At 35.1% G+C, this 18,126-nt stretch carries 16 protein-coding genes, 1 tRNA gene, 1 pseudogene and 1 riboswitch; of the genes and pseudogenes, 14 read left to right on the top strand and 4 right to left on the bottom strand.

The annotated features are described in order from the left end of the window. The first annotated feature begins 314 nt into the window (after positions 1-314). The 6 genes and pseudogenes from F5ESL0228_RS07120 to F5ESL0228_RS07095 all read left to right on the top strand — a co-directional run bounded on the left by F5ESL0228_RS07120 (position 315) and on the right by F5ESL0228_RS07095 (position 6,835). Positions 315-1,406: a BMP family protein gene (locus tag F5ESL0228_RS07120; RefSeq protein ID WP_122018995.1), complete on the top strand. Its 1,092-nt coding sequence runs from the start codon at positions 315-317 to the stop codon at positions 1,404-1,406. A gap of 181 nt (positions 1,407-1,587) precedes the next feature. Further along, positions 1,588-3,123, top strand: a complete 1,536-nt coding sequence (locus F5ESL0228_RS07115; RefSeq protein WP_122023319.1) for an ABC transporter ATP-binding protein — start codon at positions 1,588-1,590, stop codon at positions 3,121-3,123. Next, complete coding sequence (locus F5ESL0228_RS07110) at positions 3,116-4,222, top strand: ABC transporter permease (protein ID WP_122023318.1); 1,107 nt, start codon at positions 3,116-3,118, stop codon at positions 4,220-4,222. The genes F5ESL0228_RS07115 and F5ESL0228_RS07110 overlap by 8 nt, the downstream gene beginning before the upstream one ends. Beyond that, a complete protein-coding gene (locus tag F5ESL0228_RS07105; protein WP_122023317.1) occupies positions 4,222-5,178 on the top strand; it encodes an ABC transporter permease in 957 nt (318 codons plus the stop codon). Before F5ESL0228_RS07110 ends, F5ESL0228_RS07105 begins: the two co-directional genes overlap by 1 nt. An 8-nt stretch (positions 5,179-5,186) precedes the next feature. Beyond that, a pseudogene (locus F5ESL0228_RS07100) lies at positions 5,187-5,736 on the top strand (nucleoside hydrolase); the annotation flags it as partial. An 802-nt stretch (positions 5,737-6,538) separates the two neighbouring features. Further along, on the top strand, positions 6,539-6,835 hold the full coding sequence (locus F5ESL0228_RS07095) for a hypothetical protein (RefSeq protein WP_122023316.1): 297 nt from the start codon (positions 6,539-6,541) through the stop codon (positions 6,833-6,835). Between the two features lie 225 nt (positions 6,836-7,060). Here the strand turns inward: F5ESL0228_RS07095 and F5ESL0228_RS07090 are convergent, their stop codons facing one another. Together F5ESL0228_RS07090 and F5ESL0228_RS07085 are read right to left on the bottom strand one after the other, a co-directional pair. Further along, entirely contained in the window at positions 7,061-8,377 is a 1,317-nt protein-coding gene (locus F5ESL0228_RS07090; RefSeq protein ID WP_122023315.1) for a C1 family peptidase, read from the bottom strand. 138 nt (positions 8,378-8,515) lie between these two features. Next, positions 8,516-8,941 carry an Hsp20/alpha crystallin family protein gene (locus F5ESL0228_RS07085; RefSeq protein WP_122023314.1) on the bottom strand — a complete coding sequence of 142 codons (426 nt, stop codon included), beginning with the start codon at positions 8,939-8,941 and terminating at the stop codon, positions 8,516-8,518. 178 nt (positions 8,942-9,119) lie between these two features. Between F5ESL0228_RS07085 and greA the strand changes: the two genes are divergently transcribed. The 4 genes from greA to F5ESL0228_RS07065 all read left to right on the top strand — a co-directional run bounded on the left by greA (position 9,120) and on the right by F5ESL0228_RS07065 (position 12,067). Further along, a complete protein-coding gene (gene greA / locus F5ESL0228_RS07080) occupies positions 9,120-9,578 on the top strand; it encodes a transcription elongation factor GreA (RefSeq protein WP_122023313.1) in 459 nt (152 codons plus the stop codon). 80 nt (positions 9,579-9,658) lie between these two features. Further along, positions 9,659-10,969, top strand: a complete 1,311-nt coding sequence (locus tag F5ESL0228_RS07075) for a nucleotidyltransferase (protein WP_122018981.1) — start codon at positions 9,659-9,661, stop codon at positions 10,967-10,969. Next, a complete protein-coding gene (locus tag F5ESL0228_RS07070; RefSeq protein WP_233553573.1) occupies positions 10,962-11,318 on the top strand; it encodes a hypothetical protein in 357 nt (118 codons plus the stop codon). The genes F5ESL0228_RS07075 and F5ESL0228_RS07070 overlap by 8 nt, the downstream gene beginning before the upstream one ends. An 86-nt stretch (positions 11,319-11,404) precedes the next feature. Next, a complete protein-coding gene (locus tag F5ESL0228_RS07065; RefSeq protein WP_122018977.1) occupies positions 11,405-12,067 on the top strand; it encodes a CPBP family intramembrane glutamic endopeptidase in 663 nt (220 codons plus the stop codon). Between the two features lie 41 nt (positions 12,068-12,108). Here F5ESL0228_RS07065 and F5ESL0228_RS07060 read toward each other — a convergent pair. Further along, positions 12,109-12,179: transfer RNA gene (locus F5ESL0228_RS07060), tRNA-Gly, on the bottom strand. A gap of 62 nt (positions 12,180-12,241) precedes the next feature. Further along, positions 12,242-12,850 carry an SOS response-associated peptidase family protein gene (locus F5ESL0228_RS07055; protein WP_122018975.1) on the bottom strand — a complete coding sequence of 203 codons (609 nt, stop codon included), beginning with the start codon at positions 12,848-12,850 and terminating at the stop codon, positions 12,242-12,244. Positions 12,851-12,948: 98 nt separating this feature from the next. On the opposite strand from F5ESL0228_RS07055, the gene trpS reads away from it, so the two are divergent. The 4 genes from trpS (at position 12,949) to mgtA (ending at position 18,041) form a co-directional block, all read left to right on the top strand. Continuing rightward, positions 12,949-13,983, top strand: coding sequence for a tryptophan--tRNA ligase (trpS, locus tag F5ESL0228_RS07050; protein ID WP_122023311.1), 1,035 nt, complete (start codon positions 12,949-12,951; stop codon positions 13,981-13,983). Next, positions 13,976-14,455, top strand: a complete 480-nt coding sequence (locus F5ESL0228_RS07045) for a deaminase (RefSeq protein WP_122018971.1) — start codon at positions 13,976-13,978, stop codon at positions 14,453-14,455. The genes trpS and F5ESL0228_RS07045 overlap by 8 nt, the downstream gene beginning before the upstream one ends. After that, complete coding sequence (locus F5ESL0228_RS07040) at positions 14,442-15,044, top strand: TPM domain-containing protein (RefSeq protein ID WP_122018969.1); 603 nt, start codon at positions 14,442-14,444, stop codon at positions 15,042-15,044. Before F5ESL0228_RS07045 ends, F5ESL0228_RS07040 begins: the two co-directional genes overlap by 14 nt. A gap of 52 nt (positions 15,045-15,096) precedes the next feature. Continuing rightward, positions 15,097-15,260: riboswitch (M-box (ykoK) riboswitch) on the top strand. A 90-nt stretch (positions 15,261-15,350) separates the two neighbouring features. Then, on the top strand, positions 15,351-18,041 hold the full coding sequence (gene mgtA, locus F5ESL0228_RS07035; protein ID WP_122023321.1) for a magnesium-translocating P-type ATPase: 2,691 nt from the start codon (positions 15,351-15,353) through the stop codon (positions 18,039-18,041). The last annotated feature ends 85 nt before the right edge of the window (positions 18,042-18,126 follow it).

Below are 18,126 nucleotides of genomic sequence, written 5' to 3'. Positions count from 1 at the left end.
TACGGCATTGAGGAATGGTGCAATAACCTGCCGCGCAAAATCTTAGCCTACCACACTCCCGATGAATTATATGAGAAAAGATTAGATTGCATCTATCAAATCAAGTAGGGTGTTCAACTTAAAATTGCAATTTTCGAAAAAAATTATTTTTTAAATTTTGGTGTATACAAAATTTTGCTCTACCTAGGTGAACTTGCAATTAGAGCAAAAATAAAAACATTGTCACATCAACACTTTATCTTGTGGCGTAATTTTGACATAACCACTAAATGTTGATATTTTATTAATTGGAAGAAATATTAGGAGGATTATTTATGGAGTCTAAGATTAAAAAAGTTTTTACTGTCACTACAATGATAGCTGCGGCTGCGATAGCATTTACTGCATGTTCTGGTAAAAAGCAGGGGGGAAGCGGAAATTCAGGTAATAGTGCGAAACACTCGATAGCTCTGATTACCGATACTGCAGGTGTTAATGATAATTCATTCAATCAGTCTGCATGGCGTGGATTTAAGAAATATGGTTCAGAACACAACTTAAATCGAGGTCGTAACGGGTATCAATATTTCCAATCAAGTAGTGCTGCTGATTTTGAACCTAACTTTGATCAAGCTAGTAAAGCAGGATACCAAACAATATTTGGTGTAGGTTATAGCTTAAAAGATGCTGTTAGTGCCGCTGCTAAAAAGGATTCAAAAAGAAACTTTGTTATTATTGACGATGTGATTAAGGGACAAAAGAATGTTGCTTCGGCTAATTTTAAGAGCGAGCAAGCTTCATATTTAGCAGGTGTTGTTGCTGCCACAGAAACTAAGACAAATACCGTTGGTTTTATTGGTGGTACGCATAGTGATATTATTGATCTTTTTGATGCCGGATTTACTCGGGGAGTTAAAGATCAGGCTAAGAAATTACATAAGAAGATTACTTTGTTGAATCAATATGTTGGTGATTTTACTAGTGCTGACAAGGAAAAAGCTATTGCACAATCAATGTATGCTAAAAAGGCTGACATTATTTTTCACGCTTCCGGTTTGGCAGGTAATGGTCTTTTCCAAGAAGCTAAGGCCCTCAATCAAAACCGTCCTGATGGTAAAAAAGTTTGGGCTATTGGTGTAGATGTTGATCAATCACATTTGGGTAATTACAAGAATAAAGATGGTAAAAAAGAAAATTGTGTTTTAACTTCTGTTATTACTGGTGTAGATGTAGCTACATATGATATTGCTAACCGTGCTTACGAAGGTAAGTTTCCCGGAGGTCAACAGTTGGTTTATGGTTTGAAGACTAACGGAGTGTCAATTAAGCGTGGTCAGATAAGTGATACGGCATGGAAATATTCGCGTGAAGCACGTCAACAAATTATAGACAACGAAATTAAAGTGCCAATTCATCCAAGTAAATAATTTTTATAGGACCGTATGTTGGGCATGTCTACAAAATTACGTGACTGGCGTGTTATGTAGTTTAAAAAAATCCTATTTTTGATTTAGTAAGAAGAACCAACTGATAGCTAATAAAAATAATTGAGTGTTTAAAAAACTCTTTGTGTGTGACAAAGAGTTTTTTATAAAAGGAAAACAAATAATGGAAAACACGGCTAATGTAATCGAAATGCGTCATATTGTTAAGGAATTTGACGGCTTAAGAGCCAATGATGATATCAATCTTACACTTAAAAAAGGTGAAATTTTGGCTCTTCTTGGTGAAAATGGTGCAGGTAAATCAACCCTTATGAGTATTTTGTCAGGACTATTAACCCCTACTTCTGGAAAAGTGTTGGTTCGTGGACAGCAAGTTAAAATCAAGAATCCGACAGTAGCTAAGGACATGGGGATAGGAATGGTTCATCAGCATTTTATGCTAATGGATTCTTTTACCGTTTTAGAGAATATTATTTTAGGCCATGAAACAACTAAAGGACCAAAACTTGATTTTAGAAAAGCCTTTCAACAAATTCAAGAGCTATCACAACGCTATAATTTAAATGTTGACCCCAATAAAAAAATTAGTGAAATAACGGTAGCACAACAACAACGAGTTGAAATTCTCAAAGTACTATATCGAGGCGCAGATATTATGATCTTTGATGAACCCACCGCTGTATTAACACCACAAGAAATTACTGAGTTTATCCAAATCTTGAAAGAGTTATCTAAAGAAGGTAAGGCAATCATTTTAATTACTCATAAGTTGGAAGAAATCAAACAAGTAGCTGATAGGGTAACTGTAATTCGTTCTGGCAAGAGTGTTGGTACATTTGATGTTGCTGGTGTTACTGATAATCGATTAGCAGAATTAATGGTAGGGCGTCATGTTAATATGCGTCTTGATAAACCACTTGCTACAGTAGGTAAAACTATCTTGCAGGTTAATAATTTGCAAGTTAAAAATAATCAAGGCATTATGGCATTAAAAGATTTATCTTTTAATTTGCATGCTGGAGAAATTCTTGGTGTTGCAGGAATTGATGGTAATGGTCAAGACGAATTGGTTCGAGCATTAACTGGCTTACAGCACGTTAATGCTGGTCATATATTGATTAATGGACAGGAAATGACAAATCGAAAAGTACGTGAAATCACTGAAGCGGGTGTTTCATGTATTCCAGCAGATCGTCAAAAGTACGGCTTAATTATGCCTTTTTCAATCTCGGATAATTTAGCTTTGCAATCATATTATCAAGCACCTTTTTCTAATCATCACGTCTTGCACCATGATGTAATTAATTCGCATGCTAATCAGTTGATTAAGCAATTTGATATTCGTACCACTAGCAGCAGTGTGCCTGTAAGTGACTTATCCGGTGGTAATCAACAAAAAGTAATTATTGCGCGGGAATTGAGTCGAAATAGTGACTTGATTATTGCGTTTCAACCAACACGTGGTCTTGATGTTGGTGCAATTGAATATATTCACCGACAGCTCTTACAAGAGCGAGCTAAAGGTAAAGCTATTTTGCTGATCTCGTATGAATTAGATGAAATTATGCAATTATCGGATCGGATTATTGTTTTGCATGATGGTAATATTTCTGGTGAAGTAATGCCAAAAACAACCAGTGATGAAGAGCTGGGTCTATTAATGACTGGTGTTAAGAAAGAAGGAAGCTCTGTTGCTTAAAGTAACCCCTAGAATCAAAAAGTTTTTAGTGCTCACAATTTCAATTTTAGCTGGATTTTTAGTTGGTGCAGTAATTATGCTTATCTGGAGTTATAATCCATTTGAAGCGTATAGTTCAATGTTTTCAAGTGCGTTGGGCAATATGAATGGTATTGGAGAAACTATTCGTGAAGCAACGCCTCTGATATTCACAGCTATTGGTTTTGCAGTTGCATCTAGTGCAGGTTTTTTCAATATTGGGTTACCAGGTCAAGCGCAGGCAGGATGGTTGACTTCAATTTGGATTGTATTAGCTAACCCTAATATGCCTAAATTCCTACTTTTACCTTTGGCTACGATTGCCGGTGCGGTTGCTGGTGCTTTTGTTGCAGGAATTGCTGGTTGGTTACGGGCACAATTTGGTACGAATGAGGTTATTACCACAATTATGCTCAATTATATTGTATTGTATTCTTGCCAATACTTAATGCAGCAAGTTATGCCTGGGGGGTTGCGCATTGATACAGATACTACTAAAACAATTTCTCAAAATGGTAGTCTAAAAATCAGTTGGCTTACTTCTATGTTTGGTGAATCAAGAATTAACGCTGGAATTTTTTTGGCTTTAGTTGCAGTTGTAGCATATTGGTATCTAATGAAAAAAACAACAATTGGTTTTGAAATTCGTTCTGTAGGTGCGAATCCTTATGCTAGCCGGTATGCGGGGATGTCTACTAAAAAGAATATTGTACTTTCAATGCTATTGTCAGGTGGCTTTGCCGGGTTAGGTGGTGTTGTCCAGGGATTGGGTACGTATCAAAATTACTTTAACCAAACTACAAGCCTTGATATTGGTTGGGATGGCCTGTCTGTCGCATTGCTTGGTGGAGGAACAGCTATCGGAATTTTGCTAGCCGCTATCCTCTTTTCAATATTAAAAATAGGTGGATTGGGTATGCAGACTATTGCTGGCATACCTTATGAAATTGTTTCAATTGTAATTGCAGCAATTATCTTTTTTGTTGCAATACAATATGTAATTGGTTTGTTATTTAAAACTAAGCCCCAAACGGTTGTTGATGAAAATTCACCCGCTAATATTGAAGGAGGTCGTAAATAATGGATTTGGTAGCAATTTTATCTCTGTTGGTTTCATCAACGATTGTTTATTCAACACCTTTAATTTTTACTTCTCTTGGTGGTGTTTATAGTGAGAATTCCGGGATAACTAATATTGGTTTAGAAGGAATTATGACAATGGGCGCTTTTTCTTCCATTATGTTTAACTTAACATTTGCATCATCCTTGGGGAAAATAACACCATGGATTGGTTTAATTGTTGGTGGTATTGTTGGTTTGATTTTTTCACTTCTGCATGCGGTTGCTACAATTAACTTTCATGCTGATCATGTGATCAGCGGAACGGTTCTTAATTTAATGGCGCCACCGCTAGCTGTGTTCCTAGTTAAAGCAATTTATGATAAAGGACAAACTGAAAATATTTCACAAAGTTTTGGTTATTTTAATTTTCCCGGTTTAGCTGATATTCCGGTTATTGGACAGATTCTGTTTCAAAATACTTTTGCACCAGCATGGGTGGCAATTATTGTAACTATTATTTTATGGTGGATATTATATAAAACCCGTTTTGGATTGCGGTTGCGATCATGTGGCGAAAATCCTCAAGCTGCCGATACGGTTGGCGTTAATGTTTATGGGATGCGCTATATTGGCGTTTTAATTTCTGGACTTTTAGGGGGAATCGGCGGTGCTGTCTTTGCCGAAGCTATTTCTGGTAATTTTTCGATTTCCACCATTGTTGGGCAGGGCTTTATGGCATTGGCTGCGATGATTTTTGGTAAATGGAATCCACTTGGAGCAATGTTAGCTTCCTTATTTTTTGGTTTTGCCCAAAGTATTAGTATTATTGGCAATCAATTACCTTTGTTCAATCATATTCCATCGGTCTATATGCAGATTGCACCGTATGTAATCACTATAATTATTTTAGTGCTTTTCTTTGGAAAATCAGTTGCACCAGCAGCTGATGGACAAAATTATATTAAATCGAAATAGAAAGAAAAATGAAGCAAATTTATTTTAGTCATGATGGTAATATTGATGATCTAGTATCATATTTATTACTATTACAAGCGCCAAATATTAAGTTGCTTGGCGTTAGCGCGATTGATGCTGATGGTTACGTTGATCCGGCGGTAGAAGTTTGCCGAAAGATGACCGCTCGTTTTAATTTACGTGGCGATGAGCTGAAAGTAGCTAAGTCAACTTCTCGCGCTGTCAACCAGTTTCCAGAAGTATGGCGGACAGCATCATATTCCTTTAACTATTTACCAATGTTGAATGATACTGATAGGATGGATACACAAGAAGCGATTGAACCGGCTCATTTAGATATGATCACTAAGATTAAGTAATCTAGCGTGTGCTATTGAAATTTAACCAGATATTGAAAATAAAATTACTCGGCTCTATTAGAAGCGAGGTTCACTGGACGGTCACAGCAATGTGGTTCAGGTTAATGCCGATGGAACACAAGAGTGGAATGCTATTTGGGATCCATTTGCGGTTGCACGTGTTTTGAAATCGAAAATTTCAATGCAAATAGTTGGTCTATGACAGATAGTGTAATTGTGGGTCGAATAAAAAATTCCTAATGGTAGAGAGATTACTTTAGCACTTAAGGCTAACCCAAAATTGTTTTTTAAAAATTTTGATAAATTATTAATGCAGGCAAGTAATGAAAAGTGTTAAAATGATTTCTCTTTGTTTTTAAATGTTTTAGATAGAATTAATATCAAAAAAGGCAGGATAACTGCCTTTTTTGTTTGCTTTTAATCATAATCAATTACTAGTTGATTATTAATAATATGCGTTATCAAATAATAAATACGTATATTATCCAATTTATATCTATTTATTTAGTAACTTAAATACGTTGATTAAATATTTGATATGCCTTAATAATACTGGAATATAGACTTGAGATATATTGACCTTTTTAATTTTTCAATAAAATATTATTCCGGTAATTATATATTCCTTTTTTTTTTTTTTTTTATATAATCTTTACGTTTTCGCTGGTAGGTATATTATAAACTTAAGCGCATTTAGTAATAGCTTTTAATAGCTGTTTATGACTATTTTTGAATTATATATTTTTTGTTTCGTATTTTTATAATCAAAATTTTCTATCATAAACAAATAACTATAGGCATTCTACTAACTGCGTCGTTCAAAATGCCAGTGCAATGTTGATACCACTTTTTAATATAGATAAATGGTTTGTTAACTTTTACAGCAGTGATACTTTTTGCTTGTTCATTTTACTACTGCGAATTTAGCGATTAATTTGGTAAAAACAAAACATGGCTTTTGAAGTTTTCCCTCAGAATTAAAGTTAATTTTGGGGGTTTAATTGCCAATATTTGAAATGTTGGATAAGAAGAATAACTTTTGTAAGATAAGAAGTGCTGGTGGAGGGTGGTGTCATGGTATTGTTGCTCTTGAGTTGAACGCCATAAACCATTGTAACATTGTTAAGTCGAGAGTAAAGACTTTGAAAGTTATTCCTGAAGAGCAAGGTAATACCATACTAAACTACTTTGATTTAGCTTATCGGAAAGATTCAACCCATATCATTAAGATAACCTTGCAAAACTGTTCGAAAAACGATCACGGAAAACTTAGTTTAGCATCTTTTTATTTTAAATAACTAAAAGTTTGATATCTTTCCAATTTCAGCAAGATCTAGTTTTAACTAGATCTTTTTAATTGGCATACTTAAATAAAAAATGGGAATATATCTTTAAGTATCTAGAAAACTTTAAATTTTTTTTAATTAAATGACTATCTATAATTTAATCATACAAATACTCCATAACTAGATAATCTAATTATGGAGTATTTAATTTAAATCTTATCTGGTGTCTGTAGAAAATTAGGCGAGTGCATCCCAAGCGGGAAGATCGGTTGCAGGACCTTCTGTCAAAGCTAATTGCTCAGGAGTTAAATATTTTTTATGAACAGCTACCTCATAAACATATTCTTTAAACCATTCATTATTCATGACAAAAAAACCTTTATCACCATTTTTTTCACCCCATGAATTTTCAACTTTCCATTGACGAATCTGTCCTTGCTCTTCATCTACACCTACAAAAGCCATTGCATGAGTAAATGCACCAGCACCGGTACGTAGCCGATCTGCTTTTGACATTTTAAGGTTAACTCCAAATAAATCGCTCAGTTGATATAATTCGCTATCTAAAATTCCTTGTTTACGGTCGCTTTGTTCACCAACGTCATTGCCAAACCAGACTGCTTCGCCATCTTTTAATTGTTTGACTGTGGCTGTTTCAAGGTATTCAATGGGTACATTCAATAAACGAATTTGACATGTTTCCTCAATATTGCGTTCATCAGGTATACTATAAAGTTTATTGTACTCATGGTTGGGAGCATTAGTTAATACGACATAATCATCGAAGTTAACTTCTGCTAAATATTTATGTAAAAATTCTAATGGAGTTAGGTCCTTATCTAAATGATAATTTTGGTCATCATCACGGTATTCTAAATCAAATTTCTTTGGTGGTTCACCAATTGCAACTGCAGTCATATGATAGACTTCGTTTAAAAATTGTTCACGGACTTGATTAATTTCCTCAACCGTACCGGTTTGTTTTAATTTACGTAAGACAAGAGCATCCTTTTTAAGTTTATCACCCAATGCTTTTCCTAAACCAACAGTATTATTGGCATTGAAACTTTCTGGCATAGCATAAGAAGGCACAACGCCATATTTTTCTATTAGTGCAGTTGCCATGTGAAAGTGTCCGCCATCCTGACCGGCACCATCTAGATATGCTCTAACAATACGTGAATCCAGCGGCTGATCAGCAGTAGCGAGGATATTATTATAAAAAATATTAGCTCGTTCGATTTTATCCCAGAAAAAATTATAACTTTGTGAAAACGTAAAATTTTTACAATGATGCTTTTTACCAAACGCGTGCCGTAAAATGTTTAATGTGGCAAACTCCCAGCAACGTCCTGATTGACGCTGGTTAGTTACGTTGTCGGTATCTAGCTCGGTGGAAAAGACCCGAGTCAAATTCCTTGATACTTGATTGTTATATGCTGCTGCCAAAACACCACTTTTTTGAACAGCGCGAGCAATAACTTGATTATGTTCGTCGTTATTAAAATTGTGTGTAAATTGTTCTAATTCGTGCACTGTAACTTGATGTCGCATAAATAAAACTCCTTTTAATTAATTTTTAAATTAATTAATATTTTAATCTAAAATAAAAGTGAGTTCAACACTTGAACTCACTTCAGAGAATTATTTGTATTGACAACTTAGCTAGAACTTCTTGCATTAATTCATAAGTTAATCAATTTGAATTGAATTATCACTCTTGTCGGCGCTTTGCTTAGGTAAGGTAATAGTCAATACACCATTATCATACTTTGCATGAATCTCATTTGCAACTACGTTTGGCAATCTGAAACTACGTGAAATGTGCCCCTCACTTCTCTCGCGGTGGATGATGCTACCGTTTTTATCAGTTGAGTCATTGAATGACTTTCTCGATCCCGATACGCTTAAAACACCATTAGAGTAATTTAGATTAATATCATTTTTATTCATTCCTGGCATGTCAATTTTAATTACATAGTCATGGTTATTTTCAACCACGTCTGATTGCATTAACTTTGCTACTTCGCTACCATCAAAAAATTTTCTTGGAAGATCAAACCAATCGTTCATTGCATCGAATAAATCATTGTGCCGATTCATCATTTCGTTTGCCATAGTAAAAACTTCCTTTCAAAATTAGTTTAAACTGTAAGAAGTACTTTCTTTTCTTTCTTACAATGATTATTATAGTATGCAGTTTGATAAAATGGAAATATTTAGCACTCTTAATTTGCGAGTGCTAATTTAAAAAGCTAATTGGACTGAGTTTTTCCAAAAGCGGAGAGGGAATATTTTGGTTTATTATCAAAAAATGACGCCTGAAGGATATCATCAAATTGAAGCTGAAATCAACCGGTTAAAGAAAGAACGACCACAACGGATTAAAATTTTGCAAGAAGCGCGATCACTTGGTGATTTATCAGAAAACACTGAGTATACAGAAGCCAAGCGTGAACTCGGACATTTACAAGGCAGATTACGTTACCTTGATAAACAACTCAAGTATGCGGAAGTTGTTGAAAAAAAAGATGACGGCAAGGTTGATTTGGGTAAAACAGTTCTTTTAAAATTTGATGACGGTGAAACAGAAGAGTATCAAATTGTTGGTCGCATGCAAGCAGATATTGAAAAAGGCAAACTAGCTTATGATTCTCCCTTAGGTCAGGCAATTATGAAAAAAGGGGTTCAAACTAAGGTAAGAGTAGCTGCCCCAGATGGTGAATATCAAGTAATCATTACTAAAATTGATTAAATTTTTTCTTGCTTAATCGAACTTACGTTTGTATAATTGATTCAAAAGCAAACTTACGTTCGCAAAAAGGAGCAGAATCAATGTATGATTATCGTTATGAACCGCACCACGTGATTTTTATGATTGATAATAAATCATTTTTCGCAAGTTGCGAAGCACTTGCATTAGGATTAAATCCAATGCGAGCAGTATTAGCGGTTGTATCACATCGTCCCAATCTTAACTATGGCTCAGGACTGATTATGGCGGCTTCTCCCTTAGCTAAGAAAAAATATGGATTGACGAATGTTATGCGAGTACGTGACCTTCCTTCAAAAAAAGTGGCTCCCGATTTAATATTGGTTGAACCACACATGAATCTTTATATTAAACGTAGCATGCAGATACTAGATATTTTTCGGAAATATGCGGCCGACGAAGATATTCATGTATATTCAATTGATGAAAGCATGGTCGATATGACCAAGTCATGGCAATTATTTGGTGATGATCCTTACCTGGTAGCGCGAAAAATACAAGTAGAAATTAAGAATAGTTTAGGTCTTTATACTACCTGTGGTATAGGAGAAAATCCATTACTGGCTAAATTAGCTATGGATATTTCAGCTAAACACCGATATTCAATGATTGACTATTGGCACTATATTGATGTTCCTGATACTATTTGGAAAATTTATAATTTAGAAGATGTTTGGGGAATTGGTAAAAAAACCGCTCAGCATTTGCAACGAATGGGGATTAAGAACATGTATGATCTAGCACATACTAATCCAACGATTTTAACAAATGAATTTGGCATAATTGGTGCTCAATTGTTTGCTACGAGTTGGGGTGTTGATCGCAGTATTATTAGTGAAAAGTCTCCTCCAGAATCCCCAAGTTATGGTAATTCTCAAATTTTAAATTATGATTATACGATTCAACGAGAAATAGAAATTGTTTTGCGTGAAATCGTTGAACAGGTGGCAGCAAGATTACGTGCGTATAATTTTCAAGCAAAATGTTTAAGTTTATATGTAGGCTTTTCCCGTTCTTATCATGGTAAAAGCAAGGGATTTAATGTTCAGCAAAAGATAACTCCAACTAACGATGATCAGTTTTTAAATTGTGCACTGATAAATCTTTTTCGAAAAAATTGGCATGGTGAACCTGTCAGGCTTTTAAGCGTGAGTTGCAGCCATTTAACCTCAGCTAATTATGAGCAGATGACATTCTTACTGACGCCAAGTCAGCAGATTAAGAAAAGTATGATAAATAAAACTATTGATTCAATTCATCAAAAATACGGATTTACAAGTCTAGTTAAGGCCTCAAGTTTATTACATGGTGCAACGGCAATTAAGCGTAGCAATTTAGTTGGTGGACATAATGGTGGCGATTTATATGAGTGATTTTGACAAAATAGTTTTGGATTTTTTTGCCAATTATCATGATCGTAAAATGAAAAAGTGGCAAGGTTTCTTTTTAAGTGATCATACTCAGGCGATAATGTGCAATCAGAGTAAGCGTAAAGTACGGTATACATTGAGAAAAGAAATGACTCAAGAAGAAATTGGTATGCAGTTATTGCAAGCGTATAGCAATCATCGCCGAGTTCATATTCAAGTAAAAATAATTGATAGTAACGATCAATTGTCGGCAGATATTACAGGGGTAGTTGAAGGTTATAATGCAGAAGTAATCATTGTAGACGGTCAACAAGTTAAATTAGATGATATTAATAATATTAAAGTGGAATAGAAAAACTAACTGCCAATTCATAAACTCTGTGTTTTTTGCTATAATATAGGACTTAGAAGGCATAAAACTAGATAGGAGTAATTTTTGTGAATACACCAGCTTCAAGAGAAGGGAATTTGATTCGCTATATATTTTATATCATTGGCTACCTAATGGTTGCTGGTGTTATTAAACTAGTGGCTATGAATTCGCCACTTCATCTTTGGGATCTGATTTTATTTGGCTTAGTATCATTAATGATTTTGTTGTTTTTTACTTATCGATTTAATCGTGAACAGCGGTACTTCGATCGGGAATTTTCGGGAAGCTGGCTTAATAATTTTAGCTTGACCATTATCTTAACAATCGTTGTGACCGCTCTAAGAATCTTTGTTTCGTGGCTACAATCATATGCAAGACTTAGGCTATACGGTTTTCAAACGATTTATTTACGGCATGAATCGGTATCAAATTATTGGTTTATGTTAGTTGCTCTAGGAGTTGTTTTGCCAATTTTGCAAGAGTTTTTAATCACTGGCTTTTTATTTAATTATACTTTTCGACGTAATACATTAATGACAGCCCTTGAAGGAATTCTAACATCCGGAATTTTATATAGTGTGCTTAATTGGCAAGCTTCACCGCTACTTTTGCTTATTAATGCACTTTTTGGTGCGATTTTTGCTTGGTCATATCTTCACACACAAACTTTGTGGATGCCGATTTACTTGGCAATTTTAAATGGGATAATCTTAATTATTATGACTTAACAAAAAAGACAACAGCTTTTAAACTGTTGTCTTTTTAATTAAGCGGATAGCGTGAATCGAACCCGCATCTTCAGCTTGGGAAGCTAACATTTTACCATTAAACTATACCCGCGTTACTGAGATAGTTTACCATGTTTTTAGATTAAAGCCAAGCCTTGTTTTAAAATTAGTTGATTAGCGCATATCATGTGGTGTTTGTCTGACAACTAAGTCTATTTTATGGCGATCAACAAGTGAAGTGAAGTTTTGAAATAACCATTGGCGTAATTCGCTAGACTGAATAATGAGAGGCATGCGGTTATGAATAGGAGCCATTATACTATTAGGCTTAGTTGTAACCATTGAAAAATGATCATTTTGATAAATACCCGCTATCATTGTTAATGGTTCATTAGGGTTTAGGAACCCGAAGTTTTCATGGTATCTGTGACCATTTGGGGAAGTATAAGTTTGTCTACTTGATTCAAAAAATTGCTTAGTGATAATTAAACAGCGCGACTTAGCAAAAGATTGATCCCACATTGATGGCTTTTTTTCAAAAAAATGTTCAATACGAGCATTAAAAACTACTTTTTGATGGTTAAATGGACTAGGGTAGCCCCAGGATTTAGATTTAAGTAGAAGTTGTTCATTCTGATAAAGCAAAACTGGAACTTGATTTTTAGGGAAAACATTAATATTTTCAGGTAAAGAAGTTGTTGGCTCGACTAACGGTAATTTTAAGTCATTAATTAAGTATTTTTTAATTTCTGACAAAGTAGGTATTTGAAATTGGTGACACATTTTATCCTCCATGTTTATTCATTACTTGATTTTTGATAGAATTAACTATAATTATCTCATTAAAAAAGAATTTTAATTTTTAAAGAAGGCAAATTATAATGAAAAAGAAAGTTATCCTTACTGGCGACCGTCCAACAGGAAAATTACATGTAGGTCACTATATTGGCTCGTTGAAAAATCGGGTAAAGTTGCAAAATTCTGGTAAGTATCATCCTTATATTATGATTGCTGATACGCAGGCGCTTACTGATAATGCTCGTAATCCTGAAAAAATTCGTAATAGTTTAATCCAAGTTGCGCTTGATTATCTTGCAGTTGGAATTGATCCTGAGATTTCAACAATTTTTATTCAATCACAGATTCCTGCTTTATTTGAGCTCACTGCCTACTACATGGACTTAGTGACAGTTAGCCGCTTGGAACGTAATCCAACTGTGAAAAGTGAGATTAAACAGAAAGGTTTTAATGATTCTATTCCGGTTGGATTTTTGAATTATCCTGTATCTCAAGCTGCTGACATTACTGCTTTTAAGGCGACTATTATTCCCGTGGGTGATGATCAGGAGCCGATGCTTGAACAAACTCGCGAAATTGTACGGACTTTTAATCGGGTTTATGACTGCAATGTTTTGGTCGAGCCAGAAGGTTATTTCCCTAAAAAAGGACAGGGAAGACTGCCGGGCCTAGATGGCAATGCCAAAATGTCGAAATCTTTGGATAATGCAATTTATTTATCAGATGATTCTGCCACTGTTCAAAAGAAAATCATGTCAATGTTTACCGACCCCACTCATGTTCATGTGGAAGATCCTGGTAAGATTGAGGGTAATACTGTTTTTACTTATCTTGATATTTTCGATCCAGATAAAGATAAGGTGGCAGAATTAAAGGAAGAATATCAAATGGGCGGTTTAGGTGATGTTAAGATTAAACGTTATTTAAATCAGGTAATGGAAAGGGAATTGGCTCCAATTCGTGAACGGCGTGCTCAATATGAAAAAAATTTATCTGATGTTTATGAAATGCTTGAAATGGGATCCAAAAAAGCTAATGATGTTGCAGAGCAAACCTTATCTGAAGTGCGCGATGCAATTGGATTAAACTACTTTAATAAGAGGCAAAATGATGCGTAAACGAATTCCTTGGAAACAATACTTTATGATGCAAGCATTGGTGATCGCCCAGCGATCAACTTGTGATAGGGCTCTTGTGGGGAGTGTTCTGGTTAAAGCTAATCGAATTATTGGTACGGGGTATAATGGTTCGGTTTCAGGTGAAGCACACTGTGATGACGTGGGACATCAATTTGTTGATGGACACTGCGTACGGACAATTCACTCTGAAATGAATTCACTAATTCAGTGTGCTCGCAATGGTGTTTCAACTGATAATACAGAAATTTATGTAACGCATTTTCCTTGTTATAATTGCTCTAAAGCGTTAATGCAAGCTGGTATAAAAAAAGTCAATTACTACTTTGATTATCATGATAATCCACTAGTAATTGACCTTTTGAAAGATTGTGAGGTTCCTTATGAGCAAATTAAAATTAATCGCCAGTATGTGGAACAATTGGCGCATAAACTGGAAAATGCTGAAAACTAAGATAGCATTTTTGGTGTTTTTAGCAGCGATATTTTTAAATTTAACGGCATTTTCAAGTCCTAATATAAAGGATAAGAGCAATCTTTTGGAAAGGGAAACAACAAAATTAATTACTGCAAAGAATAACCGCTATTTTCAAACAAGTGAACAACCTAAAATAATTGTTGAGACAGTTAACCGAATTGACCATCTAACGCCACAAAAGTTAACCAAATCTAAGCGTTCAGTATTTATTGTTGTTGGAAGCAAAAACAACAAGCGTAACGTCCAGATATACTCTAGTAAAGACCTTCATGGTGCATTTACTGCGGATGTTCGCAGTAACATTATCCGTTCACAGTCTGATGCTTTACGTTCTAGCAATCGCCGTAAATTTAATCAGGGATTAAGGTTTGTTTTTAGGGCATGCGCAACAACAATTGATCAAAAGTATCAATATTCACTTGATAAATACGATTTAACTAATCAAGAGCGTGATCAAATTGCACATCCTCGAAGAGTGGCATTGCCAATTGCATTTGCCTTAGTAATCATAATTGGTTGTTTAGTTTATTTCTTTAAAAATAATTTGCATTTGAAAAATAAATAAAAGTTGACTTATGTATCTTGTTTTGATACACTCGCAATACTGATAAGAAAAACAAATAAACTGTTAGGTGAGACTCCTATGTGAACACATGCTATCGCCCAGAAACATCCAGAGATGCCAACGAGTTAAATAGTTACCGTCGATTTAAGGCGGTAACCAGGTAGCTAGCCTAAGCTTACGTCACGTAGTGTTAAAACTGAACGACGAGTACTTCAAAGATACCTTGTTTAAAAGAGGATCCCTAACGATGCACGTAGGATCCTTTTTTAGTTTGTTTGCATTTTTTAATAGAAAAGGAGTGAGATGATGCGTAGAAAAACTACTGACGCGGCTAGCAACAAAGATCTAGAACTTGTTAAAAAGATTGCACAAGAAAGTAGATCTGAAACCTTGGCCCGACTTCATGCTAGTAGTGATGGGCTAACTAGTGAACAGGTTGTTCGAAATCGTGAGGAATATGGTTCTAATACAATTGCTTCTAACAAGCACAATTCCAAACTGCATTTCTTAACGGAGGCGTTTATCACACCATTTACATTAGTCCTATTGGTTTTAGCAGCGTTATCCTTATGTACAGACTACATTTTTGTTCCAGCTGGTCAAAAAGATTTAACCACTGTTTTAATTATGGTAATAATGATAATTATATCAGGAGTTACTAATTTTATTCAAAATGTTAGATCTTCTAACGCAGTTGACTCACTGCTTAAGATGGTTTCAATTACAACGGATATTGTGCGTGATGGCAAAGATCAGGAAATTGATACTAGTGAAGTAGTTGTTGGCGATGTAATTAGATTAGCCGCAGGGGATATGGTACCGGCAGATATGAAGCTTCTTACAAGCAAAGACCTCTTTTGCTCATCCAGTTCTTTAAACGGTGAATCAAATCCTATTGAAAAAATTGCAACTCGGAAACCTAAAATTGGTTCGGAACGTGATTATTTAAATTATCCTAATATTCTTTATGAGGGCACGACGATAGTCTCTGGGTCTGGATTGGGAGTTGTTTTTGCAACAGGTGAGCGGACAATGTTTGGTAAGTTGGCTCACGATATTGCTCATCAGGATGTAAAGAATACTGCTTTTGACGTTGGAATAAAAAATGTTTCTAAACTATTAATTATCATGACAGCAATTATTGCACCGCTTGTTTTTATTATTAATGGTTTAACCAAGGGCGATTGGATCAACGCACTGATTTTTTCTATTGCGACAGCAGTAGGATTAACTCCAGAAATGTTACCAGTAATTGTTACTACTAACTTGGTAAAGGGTTCAATTGAGATGTCTAAAAAGGGCACAATCGTTAAAAAGATGAACTCGATTCAGAACTTTGGTTCGGCAGATATTTTATGTACCGATAAGACTGGAACTTTGACACAGGATAAAGTTGTTTTGGAACGCCACTATGACTTAAACCTGCATGAAAATTCGCATGTTTTAGAATTAGGATATCTTAATTCATATTATCAAACTGGAATGAAAAATCTGATTGATAAAGCAATTATTGAGGCTGCAGGTGATGAATTAGATATTAATGAGATGCAACGTGACTACAATAAAATTGATGAAATTCCATTTGACTTTTCCAGAAGAAGAATGAGCGTGGTTGTGGCAAATTCAGATCGCAAACATGGTGAACATTTACTTGTTACTAAAGGTGCATCTGAAGAAATGATTGCCGTTTCGACCAAGATTGAAGTTGATGGGCAAATTTTACCGTTAACCCCCGAACGTAAGCAAAAGGTAATGGCAAAAGTTAATGACATGAACGATGATGGTCTTCGGGTAATTATGATTGCATATAAGCGTAATCCTGCTCCAGTTGGAGAATTTTCTGTTGAAGATGAAAATGATTTAATTTTGTGTGGATTCTTAGCTTTTCTTGATCCGCCGAAAGAAAGTGCTAAGGATGCATTAGCTCGCTTGAAGAGTGATGGAATTACCGTTAAAATTTTGACAGGTGATAATGAAGCAGTTACCAGAACGATTGGCCTGCAAGTTGGCTTAAGTGTTAATACGATATATTCAGGAGCGGACTTAGAAAACAAGAGTCCGGAAGAGCTAGCCAAGATGGTTGAGGAATGCAACATTTTCGTTAAGCTATCGCCAGAAGATAAAACCAAAATAATTAATCTGTTAAAGCAGAATGGTCATACTGTTGGTTATATGGGTGATGGAATCAATGACGCGCCGGCAATGAAGGCGGCAGATGTTTCAATATCTGTGGATACAGCGGTAGATATTGCTAAGGAGTCTGCAGATATTATCTTGTTACACAAGGATATGAATGTTTTAGAAACTGGAGTTAGGATTGGACGAAAGGTTTTTGGCAATACTACGAAGTACATTAAGATTACTTTATCGTCTAATTTTGGCAATATCTTATCGATTTTAGTTGCCTCATCGTTTTTACCATTCTTACCTATGTTACCATTACAATTACTAGTTCTTGACTTGCTATATGGAACAAGTTGCTTGTCTCTGCCATTTGATGAGATGTCGAATGATTATTTGAAAGAACCAAGAATTTGGTCAACCAAAAAATTACCCAAGTTCATGTTTTACTTTGGACCGACATCATCGGTTTTTGATATTGTAACTTTTGGCTTGTTATACTTTATCATTTGTCCTCATCTAGTAGGTGGAAATTTCAATGCAATTAGTCCAAGTAATCAGGTTGCATTTATAGCTCTGTTCCACACGGGATGGTTTATTGAATCACTGTGGACACAAGAGATGGTAATTCATGCTTTACGAGATCGACACCTACCCTTTATTGGGCAACACGCTACAACAACTGTCATCGTTGCAACGTTTGGTGCTGGAATCGTTGGTACTTTAATTCCATTTTCATTTCTAGCTACCAAATTGGGATTTGGTCGTATGCCACTAAGTTTTATGTGGGTAGTTTTAGGAATTTTGGTGCTATATATTCTATTAACAACGTTGATTAAACATTACTATTTAAAAAGTGAAAAATTCTTAATTTGAGAATTATCCAATTCGATAAGTACACAAGCAAAGGGAATTCTGAAGAGAATTCCCTTTTTTGGTGGTGTAGTATAATATAATAAAT

This window comes from Lactobacillus sp. ESL0228 (genome assembly GCF_003692825.1).
Classification (GTDB): domain Bacteria; phylum Bacillota; class Bacilli; order Lactobacillales; family Lactobacillaceae; genus Lactobacillus.
This window is presented reverse-complemented; position numbering and strand designations above follow the sequence as displayed.

Coding starts and splice junctions, on each gene's coding strand:
- F5ESL0228_RS07105 (WP_122023317.1), top strand. CDS start 4,222: ATGGATTTGGTAGCAATTTTATCTCTGTTGGTTTCATCAACGATTGTT.
- F5ESL0228_RS07120 (WP_122018995.1), top strand. CDS start 315: ATGGAGTCTAAGATTAAAAAAGTTTTTACTGTCACTACAATGATAGCT.
- mgtA (WP_122023321.1), top strand. CDS start 15,351: ATGCGTAGAAAAACTACTGACGCGGCTAGCAACAAAGATCTAGAACTT.
- F5ESL0228_RS07040 (WP_122018969.1), top strand. CDS start 14,442: ATGCTGAAAACTAAGATAGCATTTTTGGTGTTTTTAGCAGCGATATTT.
- F5ESL0228_RS07115 (WP_122023319.1), top strand. CDS start 1,588: ATGGAAAACACGGCTAATGTAATCGAAATGCGTCATATTGTTAAGGAA.
- trpS (WP_122023311.1), top strand. CDS start 12,949: ATGAAAAAGAAAGTTATCCTTACTGGCGACCGTCCAACAGGAAAATTA.
- F5ESL0228_RS07070 (WP_233553573.1), top strand. CDS start 10,962: ATGAGTGATTTTGACAAAATAGTTTTGGATTTTTTTGCCAATTATCAT.
- F5ESL0228_RS07090 (WP_122023315.1), bottom strand. CDS start 8,377: ATGCGACATCAAGTTACAGTGCACGAATTAGAACAATTTACACACAAT.
- F5ESL0228_RS07075 (WP_122018981.1), top strand. CDS start 9,659: ATGTATGATTATCGTTATGAACCGCACCACGTGATTTTTATGATTGAT.
- F5ESL0228_RS07085 (WP_122023314.1), bottom strand. CDS start 8,941: ATGGCAAACGAAATGATGAATCGGCACAATGATTTATTCGATGCAATG.
- F5ESL0228_RS07045 (WP_122018971.1), top strand. CDS start 13,976: ATGCGTAAACGAATTCCTTGGAAACAATACTTTATGATGCAAGCATTG.
- F5ESL0228_RS07055 (WP_122018975.1), bottom strand. CDS start 12,850: ATGTGTCACCAATTTCAAATACCTACTTTGTCAGAAATTAAAAAATAC.